The organism is Luteimonas composti, assembly GCF_042678665.1.
Lineage (GTDB): Bacteria > Pseudomonadota > Gammaproteobacteria > Xanthomonadales > Xanthomonadaceae > Luteimonas > Luteimonas composti.
The window spans coordinates 216114-235228 of the sequence record NZ_JBHTKU010000003.1; the positions used below are offsets into that span (position 1 = coordinate 216114).

A 19115-nucleotide genomic window follows, 5' to 3' on the forward strand; every position below is an offset into this window, starting at 1 on the left:
CCGCAGTGGAGCACGCCATGCACCTTCCTCCTTCCCGCGCCGATGCCGCGTCGCCGTCGCGCCGGCGCTTCGTGCAGGGCCTTGCCCTGGGCGGTGCCGCGCTCGCCGCCGGCACCCTGCGCCTGCCCGCGCATGCGCGCCAGCCGGCGTGGGCCGCGCCGGGCCAAGTGCTGTCCGGACGCGATTTCCAGCTCGACATCGGCACCTCGATGGTGAACTTCACCGGACGCCCGCGTCCTGCGATCACCGTCAACGGCGGCCTGCCCGCGCCGCTGCTGCGCTGGCGCGAAGGCGACACGGTGACGCTGCGCGCGAGCAACCACCTGCCCGCCGGCGTGCAGACCTCGATCCACTGGCACGGCATCCTGCTGCCGGCGAACATGGACGGCGTTCCGGGCATGAGCTTCGACGGGATCATGCCCGGCGAATCCTGGCTGTACCGGTTCACGCTGCGGCAGTCGGGCACCTACTGGTACCACAGCCATTCGCTGCGCCAGGAGCAGGCCGGACTGTACGGCGCGATCATCGTCGACCCCATCGAACCGGCGCCCTACCGCTGGGACCGCGAACACGTGGTGCTGCTGTCGGACTGGACCGACCTCGATCCGACCGACCTGTTCCTGCGCCTGAAAAAAGCCCCGCACCACGACAACTGGTACAAGCCCACGGTCGGCGATTTCCTGCGCGACGCGCGACGCGACGGGCTGGCCGCCGCGCTGGCCGACCGCCGCGCCTGGGGGCAGATGCGGATGACGCCGAGCGACCTGTCGGACGTCAACGCGCACACCTACACCTACCTGATGAACGGGACGACGCCCGCGGGGAACTGGACCGGCGAGTTCCGGGCCGGGGAACGCGTGCTGCTGCGACTGGTCAACGCGTCGGCGATGACCCACTTCGACCTGCGCATCCCGGGGCTGAAGATGACCGTGGTCGCCGCCGACGGCCAGTACGTGCATCCGGTCAGCGTGGACGAACTGCGCATCGCCGCGGCCGAGACCTACGACGTGATCGTCGAACCCTCGGGCCAGGACGCCTACACCATCTTCGCCCAGGACATGGGCCGCACCGGCCACGCGCGCGGCACGCTGGCGGTGCGCGCGGGGCTGGAGGCGCCGGTGCCGTCGCTGGATCCGCGACCGCGGCTCACCATGGCCGAGATGGGCCACGGCGACCACGGCGCGCACGGTGCGCATGGAATGGCGGACGCCCACGCCATGCACGGCGGTGCTGGCGGCGCCGGCGCGCATGCCGGCCACGCGATGCACGCGGCACAGGACGCGGACATGCAGTCGCACCCGGCCAGCGAGGACGGCAATCCGCTGGTCGACATGCAGACGATGGCGCCCACCCCACGTCTGGACGACCCCGGCATCGGCCTGCGCGACAACGGCCGCCGCGTGCTGGCCTATGGCGACCTGCGCAGCCTGTTCGACGATCCCGACGGCCGCGAGCCCGGACGCACGATCGAACTGCACCTGACCGGGCACATGGAGAAATTCTCCTGGTCGTTCGACGGCATTCCCTTCGCCAGCGCCGAACCGCTGCGGCTCAACTACGGCGAGCGACTGCGTATCGTGCTGGTCAACGACACGATGATGCAGCACCCGATCCACCTGCACGGGATGTGGAGCGATCTCGAGGACGAGGACGGCCGCTTCATGGTGCGCAAGCACACGGTGGACATGCCGCCGGGCACGCGCCGCAGCTACCGCGTGCGCGCCGACGCGCTGGGCCGCTGGGCCTACCACTGCCACCTGCTCTACCACATGGACGCGGGCATGATGCGCGAGGTGCGCGTGGAGGAAGGCGCATGAACCGCACATTCCCCTTCCACGCCATCGTCCTGCTGCTCGCGGGCGTCGCCGCCGGCCCCGCGCTTGCGCAGCACGCCCCCGATGCGCAGCACGCCACACGCGCCCCGCGCGACTGCCCGCCAGCGCACGCGGCCATGGGCCACTGCACGCCCGTGGATGATGCGCCGGCAGCCGATGCGCCTGCGCAAGGCCACGCCGGCCACGCGCATCCGCGGGGCCATGCCGGCGAAGACGGCCACTCCGCACGGCCTCGACCGGCGGCATTGGAAACCTGCACGCCGGCGCATGCGGCGATGGGCCACTGCACGCCGGCGTCGCCGGTCCCGACGCCGGGTCACGAGCCGGGCCATGCGGGCCACGACACCGCGGACACGAGCGGCTGCACGCCGGAACACGCCGCGATGGGCCACTGTCGCATGCCGGCCGGGAAGACGCCGCACGACGCCCACGCCGGAGCCCATCCCGTCGGGCATGGCGTCCACGACCGTACCGCCTGCCCCCCCGCGCATGCCGCTATGGGCCACTGCTCGCCGGCCACCGTCATCCAGCCGCCGCGCGAACCCATTCCCGCCGTGACCCAGGCCGATCGCGACGCCGCATTCCCGCTGCTCGCGCACGCCCACGCGGACCACGGGCCCGCGACCTACACGCGGGTCACCTTCAACCGGCTCGAAGGCTGGGACGACGACGCGCATCGCGGCCAGGCATGGGAGGCCCACGCCTCGACCGGCGGCGATATCCATCGCCTGTGGCTGCGCAGCAGCGGCAGCCGCAGCGGGGGCCGCACCGGCCACGCCAACGCGGAGCTGCACCTCGCGCGCGCGGTCGCGCGCTGGTGGGACGTGGTCGCGGGGCTGCGTCACGACACGGGAAACGCCCCCTCGCGCACCCGCGCGGCGTTCGGCGTGCAGGGCATCGCGCCGTACCAGTTCGAGGTCTCGGCGATGGCCTACCTCGGGGAAGGCGGGGCGGGCGTCGAACTCGAGGCCGAGTACGACCTGCGCTTCAGCAACCGCCTGGTGCTGCAGCCGGTGCTGGAACTCGAACTGCAGGCACGGGACGATCCCGCGCGCGGCACCGGCAGCGGACTGTCGAGTGCCGAGGCCGGCCTGCGCCTGCGCTACGAGGTCACGCGCAGGTTCGCGCCCTACCTCGGCATCGCGCACGAGCGCAGCTTCGGCGGGACCGCCGACCTGCGCGACGCGGCCGGCGAGGCCTCGCGCGAGACGCGGCTGGTGGCCGGCGTGCGCCTCTGGTTCTGAACGCTCAGGCGGCCGGGGCGTCCAGCGGCGGCAGCGCCCAGTCGATGGGCGCCACGCCGCGGCGCGCGAGGTACTCGTTGGCCGCGGAGAAGTGCCCGCAGCCGAGGAAGCCGCGGTGCGCCGACAGCGGCGAGGGATGGGTGGTGCGCAGCACGCGATGGCGGCGGGCGTCGATCATCTTGCCCTTGGCCTGCGCGTAGCTTCCCCAGAGCATGAACACCAGGCCTTCGCGCTCGCGGCCCAGCACATCGACCACGTGGTCGGTGAAGCCCTCCCAGCCCTTGCCCTGGTGGGCGCCGGCGCGGCCCTCCTCGACGGTGAGCACCGCATTGAGCAGCAGCACGCCCTGCCGTGCCCAGGGCATCAGCCAGCCGTGGCCCGGCGGCGCGATGCCGAGGTCGCGCTGCAGTTCCTTGTACATGTTCTGCAGCGACGGCGGCACCGGCACGCCCGGCGACACCGAGAAGCACAGGCCGTGCGCCTGGCCGGGGCCGTGATAAGGGTCCTGGCCGAGGATCACCACCTTCACCGCATCGAACGGCGTGGCGTCGAAGGCGGCGAAGATCTGCGGCCCGGGTGGATAGATGCGCGCGCCGGCCGCCTTGCGCTGGCGCAGGAAGGCCGACAGCGCACGCATGTCCTCGCGCGCGAACCAGTCGCCCACGCGGGCCTTCCACGATGGATCGAGCCGGACCTCGCCGCTCACGGCTGCTGCGCGGGCGAGACCGGCATGCGCGCCAGGCGCAGCTGGAACAGCGCCTTGGTCGCCAGCAGGCGCTCCTCGATCGGCTTGAGCACCAGGTCGTTGGCGCCGTCGCGCAGCAGCGCGGCCTGGTTGGCGCGGTTGTCGTCGCCGGTCATCACCAGCACCGGCAGCCGGCGCTTGCCGTAGCCGAATCCGTTGCGGACCCTGTCGAGCACGTCGCGCCCGCTCAGGTCGCCCTTGAGGTAGAGGTCGGTCAGCACCAGGTCGGCGCCGGGCGCGGCCTCGGTGCCGGCGTAGGCCTCGAGGTAGGCGATCGCGTCCTCGGCGGTGGTGACGTGGGTGACGCGCATCTGGTGCGCCTCGAGCATGCGCCGGATCGCCACCGCCACGGTACGGCTGTCCTCGATGTACAGCACGTGCGCGTCCGGAATCGGCTGCGGCTGCACGTAGCCGCGGATGAAGGCGGCCAACGCGTTGTGCCCCAGGGACTTGTCGAAATAGTCGGTCACGTCCTCGGTGAAGCGCCGGTCCTCCAGGTGCGACTGCACGTCGCCCGAGATCACGATCACCGGCACGTAGCGCTGGCCGCCGGCCTCGCGCACCGCGCGCGCCACCTGCAGTCCGTCGCCGTCGGGCAGCACCAGGGCGGTGGTGACCAGGTCGATGGGCTCGCCGGCCAGCAGCGCGCGCGCATCCGCCAGGCTGCCGCCCTCGACCACCTGGACGCCCGGCAGTTCCTTCACCAGCACCGCCTGGATCAGCTTGCGCACGAGCTTGGAGCCGTCCACGACCATCACGCGCGGCTGGTCGGATTCGAGGTGGCGGAGATCGTGCGTGTTCATGCGCTCAGAGTCCGGTGGGGCGCGTCTGGCGCAGGAAATGGCCGGTGACCAGGCCGGCGCCCAGCCATCCGAGCAGGCTCGCGCCGGCGATCACGGCCAGCGCCCAGGGCAGGTCGATGCCCGACAGCGCGAAGCTGCTGCCGTAGCTCGCCGCCAGCGTCGCCAGCGGCTCGCGCAGCGCCAGCGCGGCCAGGCCCAGCAGTGCCACCGCGAGCGCACCGGCGGCCAGTCCGTACCACGCGCCCAGGTACAGGAACGGGCGCCGGATGAAGCCATCGGTCGCGCCCAGCAGCTGCAGCACGCCGATTTCCTCGCGCCGCGACTGGATGTCCAGGCGCACCGTATTGCCCACCACCAGCAGCGCGCCGAGGCCGAGCAGCACCGCCAGCACCCAGGACACGCGGCCGCCGAAGCGCAGCCAGCCGTCGAGCCGCTCGCGCCAGCGCACGTCGTGCTGCACCTGTTCGGCTTCGGGCAGTTGTTCGAGCGAGCCGGCCACCATCAGCTCGTCGCCCGCCGGCGTCACCACCAGCAGGTGCGGCAGCGGGTTGTCCTCGCCCACCGCGTCGACGATGCCCGCCAGCGCCCCGCCTTCGCGCAGCGAGGCCAGCCCCTGCTCCGGAGTCACGTGCACCACCCCGGCGATATTGCTGCGCGCGCGCAGTTCCCCGGCCAGCGCCGCGGCACGCGCGTCGGCGACGTCCTGGCGCAGGAACACGCTGATCTCGCGCGAGCGTTCGACGTTCCCGGCCAGGCGCTCGACGTTGCCCAGCACCAGCCACAGCCCGAGCGGCAGCGCCAGCGCCAGCGCCATCACCGAGACCGTGAGCAGGGCCGCGCCCGGCTTGCGGAACACGCGGCCGAGGCTGGCCACCAGGCTGTAGAGATGGTGGTCGAACCAGGTGCCCAGGCCCGATCCGGCGCCGGCCGCGCGCAGGTTGTCCTCAGCCATCGGCGAGGTCCTCCGGCGCGATGTCGTCCACCAGCCGCCCGTGGTCGAGCACCAGCACGCGCCTGCGCATGCGCTTGACCAGCCCCAGGTCGTGGCTGGCCACCAGCACGCTCGTACCGCGCTCGGGCAAGGACGCGAACAGCGCCATGATTTCGGCCGACAGCGTGGGATCGAGGTTGCCGGTGGGCTCGTCGGCCACCAGCAGCCGCGGTTCGGCCACCAGCGCGCGGGCGATGCCCACCCGCTGCTGCTCGCCGGCCGACAGCTGCCCGGGCAGCGCCGCCTCGCGGTCGGCCAGGCCCAGCCGCTCGAGTGCGCTGCGCACGCGCTTGCCGATCTCGGCCCGGCGCATGCCGCGCAGGATCAGCGGCAGCGCGATGTTGTCGAACACGCTGCGGTCGGTGAGCAGGCGGTGGTCCTGGAACACCACGCCGACCTCGCGCCGGTGCAGGGCCACGCGCCGCCCGCGCACCTTGAGCAGGTTGCGGTCGTTGAACAGCACCGCGCCACGGCTGGGCCGCTCGGCCAGGTGGATGAGCTTGAGCAGGGTGCTCTTGCCGGCGCCGGAGTGTCCGGTGAGGAACAGCATCTCGCCCGCGGCCACCTCGAAGCTCACCTCGGCGAGCGCCGTGCGCCCACCGGTGTACTGCTTGCTGACGCTGTCGAAACGCAGGACGGCCATGGCGGGGGAGTATCGCAGAACTGGCGTGGCCCGAACGCCCGCATGCCGGGTCTGCGATGGCGCGCGCAGGCACGTCGCGCGGCCGATGCGGCATGCCCGTGGAGCCGGAGAAGTCGCCGCGCCGGCGCGGCCAACGTCCGCCGCGATGCGGCGGACGGTCGCGGGACGCCGGCGCGATGTGCCGGCGTCCGCAGGCTCAGTGCTGGTTCTGCGGAGCGCGGGTGACCAGCTTGCGCAGGCGCGCGCCGATGCGCGAGATCAGCGAGCCCGATGCGGCGGCCGGCTCGGTCGCGCGCGGGGCGGCCTGTGCGCGCGGCGCCTGGGCCGGACGCGGTTCGCGCGGCCTGGATGGCGGAGCAGCCTGCGCGGTATTGCCCGTCGCCGCGGCGTCGCCGCCCTCGACCGGCTTGCCGCGACGGCGGCGACGCCGCTTGCGCGGCGCGCGCGCCTCGTCGGACATGGCCGGCGCGGTGCCGTCGACCGGCCCGGCGCCGGCGGGCGCCGTCGCCGGGGCCGCGGCCTGCGCCGCCTCCGGCGCGGCCTCGCCCTCGGGGCGCGGACGCGGCTGGCGGCGCGGGCGCTCGCGCTCGCCGCCGGCGCTGCGGGGGCCACGGCCACCGCCGCCGGGACCGCCGCGGCCGCCGCTGCTGCGCCCACCGCCACGCTTGGCGTCCTCGGCGGCGCGCGCTTCGCGCACCTCGCGGTAGATCTGGCCGATGCTGTCGCCGTCCTCGTTGTCGCCGCCATCGACGGCCCTGGCGCGCTCCGGACGCGGCACCGGCACCAGCAGTTCGGCGGTCACCGGCTCGGACGGGATCTTCTGCTCGATGTAGGCCTCGATGTCCGGCAGGCCCATCGCATAGCGCTCGCAGGCGAAGCTGATGGCGTCGCCCTCGGCGCCCAGGCGCGCGGTGCGGCCGATGCGGTGCACGTAGTCCTCGGCGTCGAACGGCAGGTCGTAGTTGTAGACGTGGCTGACGCCGTCGATGTGCAGGCCGCGCGCGGCCACGTCGGTGGCGACCAGGATCTCGAGCTGGCCGGCCTGGAACTTCTTCAGCAGCGATTCGCGCTTCTTCTGCGGCACGTCCCCGGACAGGACGCCGACGCGGTAGCCGGCGCGCTCCAGCGCGCGCGCCACGCGCTCGACGAAGGCCTTGGTGTTGACGAACACCATCGTGCGCGCGCCCTCGCTGCGCGAGAGCAGGCCCAGCAGCAGCGGCAGCTTCTCCTCGTCGGAGGGGTAGTACAGCTTCTGGCGCACCCGCGCGGCGGTGATCGTCTCGGCCTCGACGACGATCTTCTCCGGCTCGTTCATGTGCTCGTAGGCGAGTTCGAGCACGCGGTGGCTCAACGTGGCCGAGAACAGCAGGGTCTGGCGCTCGGTGCGGGCCGGCATGCGGCGCAGCAGGAAACGGATGTCCTTGATGAAGCCGAGGTCGAACATGCGGTCGGCCTCGTCCAGCACGCACATCTCGCAGGCGTGCAGGGACACCACCTTGTGCTGCTTGACGTAGTCGATCAGGCGGCCCGGGGTGGCGATGATGACGTCGGCGCCGGCCTGCAGCAGGGCGCGCTGCTTGTCGTAGTCGACGCCGCCGTAGACCAGGGCGAACTTCAGGCCCAGCTCCGGCGCGAGCTTCATCGCGTCCTTGTGGATCTGGATGGCCAGCTCGCGGGTGGGCGCCAGGATCAGCGCGCGCGGATCCTCGGGCTTGCGCTCGGCCAGGGCGGGCCTCGACAGCAGGCGGTTGATGACGGTGACCAGGAAGGCCAGGGTCTTGCCGGTGCCGGTCTGGGCCTGGCCGGCGACGTCGCGCCCGGCCAGGGTGATCGGCAGGGTCAGCGCCTGGATCGGAGTGCAGCGGGTGAATCCCGCGGACTCGAGGCCGGCCAGCAGGGCCGGATGCAGTTCGAAGCTGGAGAAGGTGACGTCGGTAAGTGGCTTGTCGCTCATGTATGGGATCTTGAGTGCGGCGCCAGGGCGTGCGTGGCTCGAAGCGGCTCCCGGTCCGCTTGCGTCGGCGCAATGCGGGGGGCTGTCCCGCATACCGGCGACCCAAACGGGCAGGGAAGTCGTTCAAGCTGCATGACACGCTCTGGCGCTTGCGTGGGTGGCGCCCGCATCGCAGACTGCCTTGGAACGGGACGGCGCCGGAGCGCGGTCCCGGGGGCTCGCGGACCATGGGCTCGTGGGGTGCCCGGCGTTCCCGGTCCGGGCGTCCCGGGCGGGAGGCCCTTGAATCGGGCCGCGAATCGCCCAAGTTTACCATCCATCCCCGCAGCCGCCCGCCGGCCGCCCCCTTTACCCTTCAGGAGCCTTCCGTGAGCGAACACGTCATCCATGCCAGCGACGCCGACTTCGATGCCGCCGTGCTGCAGTCCGCCGAGCCGGTGCTGGTCGATTTCTGGGCGCCCTGGTGCGGACCGTGCAAGATGATCGCGCCGGCCCTGGACGAACTCGCCGACGAGTACGCCGGCAAGGTCAAGATCGCCAAGGTCAACGTGGACGAGAACCGCGCCACGGCCCTGAAGTACCACGTGCGCTCGATCCCGATGCTGCTGCTGTTCAAGGACGGCCAGGTGCAGGCCACCCAGATCGGCGCGGTGGGCAAGGCCCAGCTGGCGCAGATGATCGACAAGGCGGTCTGAGCACCGCCCGGGGCCCCCGGCCCCTTCGCCGGCCTGACGCCGGCATCACGCGGCCACGCCCAAGCTGTGGCCGCAGCTTCGAACGCGCGCATGCGGCGCCCGCCGCATGAACGCCACGCCGGCGGCCTGCTTGCCGGCGGCCCGCCGCAGGTGGTAGTTTGCCTGCATCCGGCGTGGAATTCGGCGCCGCACCCCGTCTGCAGGATCCCCTTCCGACATCCCCGCCCCCTTACGGGCGCTCGCACCGAGCGAGGAATTCGCACTTGTCCGACAACACCCCCGACGCCGGCGACACCGTCGCCAAGCGCGTGCGCAAGACGGCCGCGCGCACTACGAAGAAGGTCGTCAAGTCCGCCGACGCGGACACGCCCAACCTGTTCGAGTCCAGCCCCGCTCCCTCCGCGCCGCGGGCCGAACCGCGGCAGGACGCGCCCGTGCAGCAGGAGGCCCGGCCCGCGCCGGCCGCCGAGACCGGCTCCAGCCAGTCCGCACCCGCGCAGGGCGGCGGCGAGGCGGCACCGGCCGAGGGCGGCGGGCAGCCGCAGCGCCCGCAACACGACAACCGCCAGGGCGGCAACCAGCAGCCCGGCAACCAGGGCCAGGGCCAAGGCCAGGGCAACAACCGCCGCGACCGCTTCCGCAACCGCCGCGACCGCCAGCGCGACCGCCACCGCGACGGTGGCCTGCCGCAGGACGACGGCGGCAACGGCCACGAGCAGGCCAACCGCATGCCGCCGCCGAACATCCCCGAAGGCTTCCCCCAGTACTCGCTGGGCGACCTGAAGCGGATGCCGGCGCACAAGCTGTTCGACATCGCCGAGCAGCTCAACATCCACGAAGGCGTGGCCCGCGCGCGCAAGCAGGACGTGATCTTCGCCCTGCTCAAGGTGCTCACCCGCACCAACGAGGGCGTGCAGGCCGACGGCGTGCTGGAGATCCTGCCCGACGGCTTCGGCTTCCTGCGCGGCGCCGAGGCCAGCTACCTGGCCGGCCCGGACGACACCTACATCTCGCCCAGCCAGATCCGCCGCTTCAACCTGCGCACCGGCGACCACCTGTCCGGCCGCATCCGCTGGCCCAAGGACGGCGAGCGCTACTTCGCGCTCAACGTGGTCGACACGATCAACGGCGAGCCGCCGGAAGCCAGCAAGGGCAAGGTGCTGTTCGAGAACCTGACCCCGCTGTTCCCGCGCAAGCGCTTCAAGCTCGAGCGCGGCGACGGCTCGAGCGAGGACATCGCCGGCCGCATCCTCGACCTGATGGCGCCGCAGGGCAAGGGTCAGCGCGCCCTGATCGTCTCGCCGCCCAAGGCCGGCAAGACCATGCTCATGCAGCAGATCGCCACCGCGATCACCACCAACCACCCGGAAGTGCACCTGATCGTGCTGCTGGTGGACGAGCGTCCGGAAGAAGTGACCGAAATGCAGCGCACCGTGCGCGGCGAAGTGGTCTCCTCGACCTTCGACGAGCCGGCCGCGCGCCACGTGCAGGTCGCCGAGATGGTGATCGAGCGCGCCAAGCGCCTGGTCGAGCACAAGAAGGACGTGGTGATCCTGCTCGACTCGATCACCCGCCTGGCCCGCGCCTACAACAACGTGGTGCCGTCCTCGGGCAAGGTTCTCACCGGCGGCGTCGACGCCAACGCCCTGCACCGTCCGAAGCGCTTCTTCGGCGCCGCGCGCAACGTCGAGGAAGGCGGCTCGCTGACCATCATCGCCACCGCCCTGGTCGACACCGGCAGCGCGATGGACAAGGTGATCTACGAGGAGTTCAAGGGCACCGGCAACTCGGAAATCCACCTGGACCGCCGCATCACCGAGAAGCGCGTGTACCCGGCGATCGCGGTCAACCTCTCCGGCACCCGCCGCGAGGACCTGCTGATCGAGCCCGACCTGCTGCAGCGCATCTGGATCCTGCGCAAGCTGCTGCATCCGATGGACGAGATCGCGGCGATGGAATTCCTGCTCGACAAGATGAAGAGCACCAAGTCCAACGACGAGTTCTTCGCTTCGATGAAGCGCTGAGTCCGTCGGTTCGACCCGGAAGGCCCGCGCGATGCGGGCCTTCCGCGTTTTCGCTGCACGCGTTCGAACGCCGCCGCCGGCGCAGCGGTTCGCGCAGGCGACCCTCGCCCGTTGCGCCCGGCCGCCTGCCGCCGCACCATGGTGCCCGTCGCACAGATGGAGCCGTCGCGATGGGCGCAACCGCCACCGCGTTCCTGGCCAACGCCGCACGCCGGCTCGCGCCGCTGGACGAGGCGCTGTCGCATGCGCAATCCCCCGGCGACGTCGCCTGGACGCTGTGCCGCTTCACCGGCAAGGAACTGGAGCTGGTGGACGTGGTCGTCTACCTGTCCGATTCCTGCGGCCGCACCCTGACCCAGCAGGCCGCGTGGGGTCCCAAGCGCGCCGCCAGCCGGGTGCTCGAATCGCGCCTGACCCTCGCGCTCGGCCAGGGCCTCGTCGGCCACTGCGCGAAGGCGTGCCTGCCGCAGCGCACCGGCGACGCGCGCTTCGACGCGCGCTACGTGCCCGACGACCAGGCCAACCTGTCCGAACTCGCGGTGCCGATCCTGTGCGGCGAACACCTGTACGGCGTGCTCGACAGCGAGCACCCCGAGGCCGACCACTACAGCCTCGCCCACGAGCATGCGCTGCAGGCGATCGCAGAACGCGGGGCGCGCCGACTGCGGGCGCTGGCGCTGGCGAAGCCCGCCGGGGCCTGAGCCTCAGCCGCCGTCCAGCGGCCCGAGCAGCTTCAGCGCCATCCCCGCCTGATAGACCTCGCCGGCGATCAGGGTATCGGGCGCGATGTCGATGCCTTCGAGGCTTTCCATCTGCCACGGCACCGGCATGCGCGGCCCCGGCACATAGACCTCCCAGCGCCCGTATTCCTCCGGCGGCCCCACGCCGTGGATCCGGTAGTCGACCGGTACCCGCACCGACCAGAACGGGGCGTCGGCCGCCTCTCCGCTGCTCGGCGGGCGGAACTGCCAGCGGCGTGCAGCGGCCATCGCCGACCGACCCAGCATCTCGCGCATGCGCGCCATCTCGCGCTCCAGGCCCACCACCCGCAGGTTGACCTGTTCGGCCACGACCTGCTCGACCTGCCCCGAGGGCCCCACCCGCACGACCAGGTAGACCGTGCCGGTCACGCCCGCCTGCAGTGCCAGTTCCGGGTAGCGCGGAGCGTCCATCCGCGCACTGCTCACCTGGTCGGTGGGCACCTCGCCGGCGGCCGCATCCGGCCGATCGTCGACCCGCTGCGCCATGCGGACGGCTTCGCGCCCGAAGTAGCCGTCGCGAATCGAGACGCGGAATCGTTCGTCGTCGATGCGCTCGGCCACCATGCGCAGGCTCATCCGCGCGCTGCCGTGCGCGGGCTTGCCATCGACCAGGATGGGTTCGAAGCGCCAGCCGGGCGCCGAGGCGTCGATCACGTTGAGCACCGCGGGCGGCAGGTCCTCGCGACGGTCGATCGACCAGTCGCCGACGGTGCCTTCCCGCGTGATCGTGACGCGCCCGGTCACCAGCATGCTGCCCTCGATCTGCTTGCGCACCGCCCTGACGTTCTGGGCGTCCGCGGCCGATGCGAAGCAGGCGAGCACCGCGCACAGCCACAGTGTCGATACGTCACGGATCATCTTCATCTCGAGCTCCTGTCCCTGGATCGTTGAGAGCACCGCAAACGGCCTGGCGAGGGCACTGCACCCCGGGCGCTGGCCCACATCCGGAAGGGTGGACGCGACGGCGACAGCGCGCGTGACGCCCCGGATGGAAGGATGACGCAATCCGGTGCCGCCATGGACACGCCGGTCCCCGGGCTCAGGCCACGATGCCGGCGCTCCGGGTGCGAAACGCGGCGGACCCCGCAGCGCGCACCGAATGCGCCGCTCATGGACCTGCACCGGCGCAGGCGGATTCCGGCCGATCCGCCGTAACGGGCACACGCAGCCGGCGCGCGATGGACGGCAATCGCCCTTGCGGAAAGACCCCACGTCCGACGTTCCCCTGCCACCGTGCAGCCCCCACGCAGGCGCCTTCGGCGATCATAGCGCCCCGGCGGGCGCCAGGCGCCAGGACCTCAGCCGCGGTCGCGCAGGAACCGGGCCATCGACACCCCCGACTGCACCGGGACGTACTCGTGGGCGACATCGACGAAACCGCGCATCACCGCGATCTCGCGCGGGGTGCGGTTGAGCGCGTCGCGCGCCTCGGGATCGGCGCCGGCGCGCAGCAGGCGCCGGGTCAGGCGCAGCAGGCCGTGCAGGGCCGCCAGGTGCAGCGGGCCGAAGCCGCGCGGATCGCGCGCCTCGAGCGACGCGCCCTCGTCGAGCAGGTGCTCGAGCACGGCCAGCAGGACGTCCTCGTCGCATGCGGTGCCGGGTTCGGCGCGCGCGCCCAGCAGCAGCAGCAACGGGGTCACGCCGCCCGCGGCCACCGCGTCGACCTCGGCGCCGGCCAGCAACAGGGTGTCGAACAGGGTGACCAGGCGGGTGCGGTCGCGCGCGGTGAAACCGTACAGCGCGGCGCAGTGCAGCGGGGTCAGGCCCTGGGCATCGGTGGCGTGGACGTTGGCCCCGGCGGTCATCAGCTTGGCGCACAGGTCCGGCAGGCCCAGCGCGGAGGCCAGCATCAGCACGGTGACTTCACCGGGCAGGCGCTGTTCGAGCTTCGCACCGGCGGCCAGCAGGCGTTCGACCAGTTCTCCGTGGCGCATGCTCACCGCCGCCGACAGCGGAGTCGCCCCGGTATGTGCGACGTGCTGCGGATTGGCGCCGCGCGCCAGCAGCAGTTCGACCACGGCGCGATGGCCGCCCCCGCAGGCGCGCAGCAGCGCGGTGCAGCCCTGGGCGTCGACGGCGTCGACCGGCAGGCCGAGGTCGACCAGGCGGCGCACCGCGTCGGCGTCGCCGGCCATCGCCGCGGCCGGCACGTCGGACGACTGCAGCGCGCGGCGCGGCAGTGCCCAACCGCGCCAGTCGAGCCAGTCCGCGAGGTCGCGGCGACCGCTGGCCAGGGCCACGCCCAGCGGGGTCTGTCCATCCTGCGCGCGCACGTCGACCGCAGCGCCGTGGCGCACCAGGGTCTTGAGCACGTCCTCGCGTGCCAGCGCCGCGGCCAGGTGCAGCGCGCTCATGCCGCGCGCGTCGCGGGCATCGGCATCGACGCCGATCTCGAGCAGCCTCGCGATCAACCGGTTCCAGCCCAGGTGCACGGCCAGCGACAGCGGCGGGTCGCCGTCGGTGGAGCTGCCGAACGGATCGGCGCCATGCTCGACCAGGTCCAGCGCGCACTGCTCCAGCGCGCGCCCGGCCTGGTCGCCCTTGACGCAGGCGGCGAGGAACCGGGCCAGGCCACCCGCACCGGCCGGCGAAGCGCCATGGCCGAGCAGCGCCTGCAGTGCGGGCAGTCCGGCCGGTCCGCGCGAGAGCAGGCGGAACGCGGCGGTGTCGCCGGCCGCGTCGCGGACTTCGCAGTCGGCGCCCTGCGCGACCAGCCAGTCGATGCGCCCGGGCGACGGGATCGCGTCGCCTTCGTACAGCAGGGCGCCCAGTTCCGCAGGCGCGACGAGCGCGGCGACGCGGTCGAGCCCGTCGTGGCGTCCGGCATCCAGTCCCTCGCGCAGCAGCAGCACCGGCGCACGCTGTTCGGGCACCGCCTCGCCGGCGTCGGGGCGCACCGCGGCGGGCAGCGCGTAATCGGGATCGAGCATCGCCACCAGGCGCCAGCGGCCGGCTTCGGCGGCGAGCGCGGCCGGCGTGCGGCCGTCGCGGCCGGCGGCGCGGGGATCGAGTCCCAGTTCGATCAGGCGCCCGACCAGGGCCGAGGACGGCGTCTCGGCCTGGCAGGCCAGCAGCAGCGCGCCGCGGTCCTGCGCATCGACCGCGCGCGGGTCGGCGCCGGCGGCCAGCAGCGCCTCGAAGGCGGAGAGCGAACCGCCGCGCGCGGCCTCCAGCAGCGGCGTGGCACCGGCGGCATCGCGCGCCTGCACGTCCGCGCCCGCATCGAGCAGGGCGGAAACGATGGCCGCATGCCCCTGCAGCGCGGCGACATGCAGCGCGGTGCGCTGCTCGCGGTCGCGGGCATCGACCCGGGCCTTGTGCCGCAGCAGCAGCTGCACGCCGGCCGGATCGTCCTCGTCGCCGCCGGCCGCGGCCAGCAGTGCCGGAGTGCCATCGGCCACCAGCGGCCTGGCGCCGCGTTCGAGCAGGAAGCGCGCCAGCCGCCAGTTGCCGGCCGCGCAGGCCACGCCCAGCGGGGTCAGGCCGTCGTGGTTGGCGGCGTCGAGTTCGGCCGAGGCGTCGCGCAGCAGCGCGGCGACGCCGGGGTCGGAGCTGCGCGCGGCGTGGTGCAGCGGCGTGTTGCCGTCGCGGTCGGCCGCGCGCGGGTCGGCGCCATTGGCCAGCAGGGTCATGACCGCTTCGGGCCGGCCGTGCCAGCTGTCGCGGGTGGCCGCCAGCAGCGGGGTCAGTCCGGCATGGGCGGCATTGAGGTCGACGCCACGCGCGATCAGCGCGCGCAGCAGCCGCAGGTCCGGCAGCACCGCGGCCAGCACCGGGAGACCCCGCTGGTCGCGCTCGTCCGGAAGCGGCAGCGCATGCACGTCGGCGCCGGCCTCGACCAGGGCCAGGGCCGGGTCGACCCGTCCGGCGCGGGCGGCCGCGTACAGCGCCCGGTCCAGGTCGCCGTCGAGCGCGGGCGGCGGCAGGTTGGAGGACTCGCCGTCCATCTCCACCACCGGGATCGGACGCACTGCCTCGGCAGGCGCCGGCAGCCGCTGCAGCAGCAGGTGCAGCAGCGGCCAGCCGATGACGCAGGCACCGGCCAGCACCCAGCGTGCGGGCCCGCCCAGCAGCTGCGGCCAGGCCAGCAGGACGATGCTGGCCAGGATCGCGGCGACGCAGGACGCGGCCGCGGCCCCGGTCCAGCCCGAGGCATCGCGCGAGGGCAGCGCCAGCCAGTGACGCGCGAGCGGGCCGCCGTCGCACTCGACGGCGTGCCACACCGGCCAGCTGCGCCACAGGCCCAGCACGCACAGGCCCGACAGCGCACTCAGCGCCAGCGCGGCACCGAGGCCGCCGCTGCGCAGCAGCGCCAGCAGCGGCCAGCTCGCCAGCAGCGCGGCGACGCCGAGGCCCGCCGCCCACAGGCCCAGCAGCGCGCGCGCGTCGCCCACCAGCGCGGGACCGCCAGCGGACAACCCGCCCCGCCAGCCACGCACGGCCAGGGCGAAGGCGGGCTGGGCCAGCAGGCCCGCGACCAGCGCGGCGAGGCCGCCGAAGCCGCTGGCCAGCGCCAGGACGACGCCGACCGAGGCGGCGGCGGCGGGAGCGCTTCGGGATGGGACGGGCGTGGGCACCGGCTGCTCAGGCATCGGTGCCCCAGTCCTCACTCATCGGATCGACGGCGGCGCCGGGCGGGAACTGCAGGTGGAACCCGCGGCCGAGCAGGTTGGCGCGAACCTCGTCCGGGTTCTCGCGCGCGAGGCTGCGGCCCGGCACCAGCGCCACGTCGAGCACGAACTGCAGCGGGCCCAGGCGCGTGCGCAGGGCGTCGGGCAGCCGCTCGAAATCGTCGCGGGCGGCGAGGTAGACGTAGGTGTCGGCCCGGCGCTGGCTCTTGTAGACGTAGGCGTGCATGTCCGCACAGTGTCGCAGGTCGCTGAATTGTGCGGGAAATCGGCCCTGCGGGGAACGTCGCGGCGTTCAGGCGCGGCCGCGGCGCCGCGATCCGGGCATGACCCCCGGCACGGCCGGCGCGCCGCACGCGACTGCTAGGCTGTCGTGATCCCCGCTGCCCGTGCCGTGCAATGCATCGATCCATCCCGCTGCTGTCGTGCCTGTTCCTCTCCGCCTTCGCCGCGCTCGCCCAGGCGCAGCCGGCGCAACCGCTGACGCTCGACCGGATCATGGACGACCCGGACTGGATCGGACCGCCGGTCGAGCAGGCCTGGTGGTCGTGGGACGGGCGCCAGGCCTACTACCTGCTCAAGCGCGACGGCAGCGGCATCCGCGACATCCACGTGCAGGACATCGCCGGCGGCGCGTCGCAGGTGGTGGATGGCGCCTCGCGCGCCGGCATCGACGCCGCGCAGCCGGTGCTCGACCCGCAGCGCACGCGCATGGCGTTCGTGCGCAACGGCGACGTGTTCGTGCGCGACCTGCGCAACGGCGCGCTGACCCAGCTCACCCGCACCGAGGCCACCGAGTCCTCGCCGCGCTGGTCGACCGACGGCGCCCTGGTCTGGCGCAGCGGCCACGACTGGTTCCGCTGGAGCGCGACCGACCGCGCGTTCACCCACGCCGCCTCGCCGCAGGCCCAGGACGACCCGGCCGCGGCGCCCAAGCCCGACCTGCTGCGAGACGAGCAGCTGCGCCTGGTGGAAACGCTGCGCCTGGAGCGCGAGCGCCGCGAAGCCCAGCGCACCCGCGAGACCGAACTGCGCCGCGCCGACCCCACGCGCGCGCCGGCGCCGGTGTACCTGGGCAAGGACGTGGAAATCGCCGCCACCGCGCTCTCGCCCGACGGCCGCTGGCTGGCGGTCGCCACCGAGCGCAAGTCAGACGACCGCGGCCAGGGCGGGAAGATGCCCAAGTACGTGACCGAGTCGGGCTACGAGGAATTCGAGGACGTACGCACGCGCGTGGGCCGCAACCTGCCGCGCGCGCAGAGCTTCTGGCTGGTCGACATGCGCGACGGCTCGCGCCGCGAACTCTCCGTCGCAGGCCTGCCCGGCGTCGGGCAGGATCCGCTGGCCGCGCTGCGCAAGGCCGCCGGCAAGGACGCGCTGAAGGGCCCACGCGCGCTGCGGCTGGAGGATCCGGGCGCCGGCATGCTGTGGAGCGCGGATTCACGCCACCTCGCGCTGATGCTGCACGCGGTCGACAACAAGGACCGCTGGCTGGCGACGCTGCGTCCGGAAGAAGCGACGCTGCAGTCGCGCCACCGGCTCACCGACCCGGCCTGGATCAACTGGAGCTTCAACGAGTTCGGCTGGATGCCCGACCAGCGCACGCTGTGGTTCGTGTCCGAGGAAAGCGGCTACGCGCACCTGTACGCGGTCGAGGCCGCCGGCGGCCGCACGCGCGCGCTGACCTCGGGGCGCTGGGAGGTCACGCAGCCGGCGCTGTCGCCCGACGGCACGCGCTTCCTGTTCACCTGCAACCGCAGCCGCCCGGGCGACTACGAGCTGTGCGCGGTGCCGGCCGCGGGCGGCGAAGTGGCGGAGCTGACCGACCTGGGTGGCGTCGAGGACTTCGTCGCCTCGCCCGACGGCGCCCGCGTGCTGCTGCGCCACTCCTCGAGCTACCTGCCGCCGCAGCTGGCGGTGATCGACGCCGGCGGCGGCAACCTGCGTACGCTCACCGACACGCGCAAGCCCGAGTACCGCGCCATCGACTTCCTGCAGCCCGAGACCGTGCAGGTGCCCTCCAGGCACGGCGCCGGCACGATCTGGGGCAAGTACTACGGCCCTGCGACGATGGAGCCGGGGCGCAAGTACCCGGTGGTGCTGTTCGTGCATGGCGCGGGCTACCTGCAGAACGTCAGCGACCGCTATCCGAACTACTTCCGCGAGCAGATGTTCCACAACCTGCTGGTGCAGCGCGGCTATATCGTGCTCGACCTCGACTACCGGGCCTCGGAAGGCTACGGCCGCGACTGGCGCACGGCGATCTACCGGCAGATGGGCCACCCGGAGCTGGAGGACTACCTGGACGGCATCGAGTGGCTGGTCGAGCACCGCCAGGCCGACCGCGACCGCGTGGGCATCTACGGCGGCAGCTATGGCGGCTTCATGAGCTTCATGGCGCTGTTCCGCGAGCCGGGCACGTTCAAGGCCGGCGCCGCGCTGCGCCCGGTCACCGACTGGTCGCAGTACAACCACACCTACACCGCCAACATCCTCAACACGCCCGACATCGATCCCGAGGCCTACCGCAAGTCCTCGCCGATCGAGTACGCCGAGGGCCTGCAGGACCACCTGCTGATCGCCCACGGCATGATCGACGACAACGTGTTCTACCGCGACTCGGTGGTGCTCGCGCAGCGCCTGATCGAGCTGCGCAAGGACAAGTGGGAGATGGCCAGCTATCCGATGGAGCGGCATGGCTACGTGCACGCCGATTCGTGGTACGACCAGTACCGCCGCATCCTGGAGCTGTTCGAGCGCGCGCTGAAGTGAGACAGCGCGCGGAGGGGCGG

The 19115-nt window shown here is 73.0% G+C and carries 14 protein-coding genes; 6 read left to right on the plus strand and 8 right to left on the minus strand.

Annotated elements, in window-relative coordinates; all coding sequences use genetic code 11:
* Positions 1-17 precede the first annotated feature (17 nt).
* Positions 18-1817, plus strand: coding sequence for a copper resistance system multicopper oxidase (locus ACFQ2D_RS09770; protein ID WP_280943748.1), 1800 nt, complete (start codon positions 18-20; stop codon positions 1815-1817).
* Positions 1814-3079, plus strand: coding sequence for a copper resistance protein B (locus ACFQ2D_RS09775; protein ID WP_280943749.1), 1266 nt, complete (start codon positions 1814-1816; stop codon positions 3077-3079). Before ACFQ2D_RS09770 ends, ACFQ2D_RS09775 begins: the two co-directional genes overlap by 4 nt.
* A 4-nt stretch (positions 3080-3083) precedes the next feature.
* Here the strand turns inward: ACFQ2D_RS09775 and ung are convergent, their stop codons facing one another.
* The 5 genes from ung to rhlB all read right to left on the minus strand — a co-directional run bounded on the left by ung (position 3084) and on the right by rhlB (position 8215).
* Entirely contained in the window at positions 3084-3785 is a 702-nt protein-coding gene (ung, locus tag ACFQ2D_RS09780; protein ID WP_280943750.1) for a uracil-DNA glycosylase, read from the minus strand.
* Entirely contained in the window at positions 3782-4627 is an 846-nt protein-coding gene (locus ACFQ2D_RS09785; protein WP_280943751.1) for a response regulator, read from the minus strand. Before ACFQ2D_RS09785 ends, ung begins: the two co-directional genes overlap by 4 nt.
* Positions 4628-4631: 4 nt before the next feature.
* Positions 4632-5579, minus strand: a complete 948-nt coding sequence (ftsX, locus tag ACFQ2D_RS09790; protein WP_280943752.1) for a permease-like cell division protein FtsX — start codon at positions 5577-5579, stop codon at positions 4632-4634.
* On the minus strand, positions 5572-6261 hold the full coding sequence (gene ftsE / locus ACFQ2D_RS09795) for a cell division ATP-binding protein FtsE (protein WP_280943753.1): 690 nt from the start codon (positions 6259-6261) through the stop codon (positions 5572-5574). The genes ftsX and ftsE overlap by 8 nt, the downstream gene beginning before the upstream one ends.
* Positions 6262-6457: 196 nt before the next feature.
* Positions 6458-8215, minus strand: coding sequence for an ATP-dependent RNA helicase RhlB (gene rhlB, locus ACFQ2D_RS09800; RefSeq protein ID WP_386795637.1), 1758 nt, complete (start codon positions 8213-8215; stop codon positions 6458-6460).
* Positions 8216-8583: 368 nt separating this feature from the next.
* Between rhlB and trxA the strand changes: the two genes are divergently transcribed.
* From trxA to ACFQ2D_RS09815, 3 genes are all read left to right on the plus strand, one after another.
* Positions 8584-8910, plus strand: a complete 327-nt coding sequence (gene trxA, locus ACFQ2D_RS09805) for a thioredoxin TrxA (protein WP_280941527.1) — start codon at positions 8584-8586, stop codon at positions 8908-8910.
* Positions 8911-9173: 263 nt separating this feature from the next.
* Positions 9174-10934 carry a transcription termination factor Rho gene (gene rho / locus ACFQ2D_RS09810; RefSeq protein ID WP_386795638.1) on the plus strand — a complete coding sequence of 587 codons (1761 nt, stop codon included), beginning with the start codon at positions 9174-9176 and terminating at the stop codon, positions 10932-10934.
* A gap of 170 nt (positions 10935-11104) precedes the next feature.
* Complete coding sequence (locus ACFQ2D_RS09815; protein ID WP_280941526.1) at positions 11105-11635, plus strand: GAF domain-containing protein; 531 nt, start codon at positions 11105-11107, stop codon at positions 11633-11635.
* Positions 11636-11638: 3 nt separating this feature from the next.
* On the opposite strand, the gene ACFQ2D_RS09820 is transcribed toward ACFQ2D_RS09815, so the two are convergent.
* The 3 genes from ACFQ2D_RS09820 to ACFQ2D_RS09830 form a co-directional block, all read right to left on the minus strand.
* A complete protein-coding gene (locus ACFQ2D_RS09820) occupies positions 11639-12559 on the minus strand; it encodes an energy transducer TonB (protein ID WP_280941525.1) in 921 nt (306 codons plus the stop codon).
* A gap of 434 nt (positions 12560-12993) precedes the next feature.
* Positions 12994-16287, minus strand: coding sequence for an ankyrin repeat domain-containing protein (locus ACFQ2D_RS09825; RefSeq protein ID WP_280941524.1), 3294 nt, complete (start codon positions 16285-16287; stop codon positions 12994-12996).
* On the minus strand, positions 16280-16552 hold the full coding sequence (locus tag ACFQ2D_RS09830; RefSeq protein WP_280941523.1) for a YcgL domain-containing protein: 273 nt from the start codon (positions 16550-16552) through the stop codon (positions 16280-16282). The genes ACFQ2D_RS09825 and ACFQ2D_RS09830 overlap by 8 nt, the downstream gene beginning before the upstream one ends.
* Positions 16553-16722: 170 nt before the next feature.
* Between ACFQ2D_RS09830 and ACFQ2D_RS09835 the strand changes: the two genes are divergently transcribed.
* Positions 16723-19095, plus strand: coding sequence for a S9 family peptidase (locus ACFQ2D_RS09835; protein WP_280941522.1), 2373 nt, complete (start codon positions 16723-16725; stop codon positions 19093-19095).
* Positions 19096-19115 lie beyond the last annotated feature (20 nt).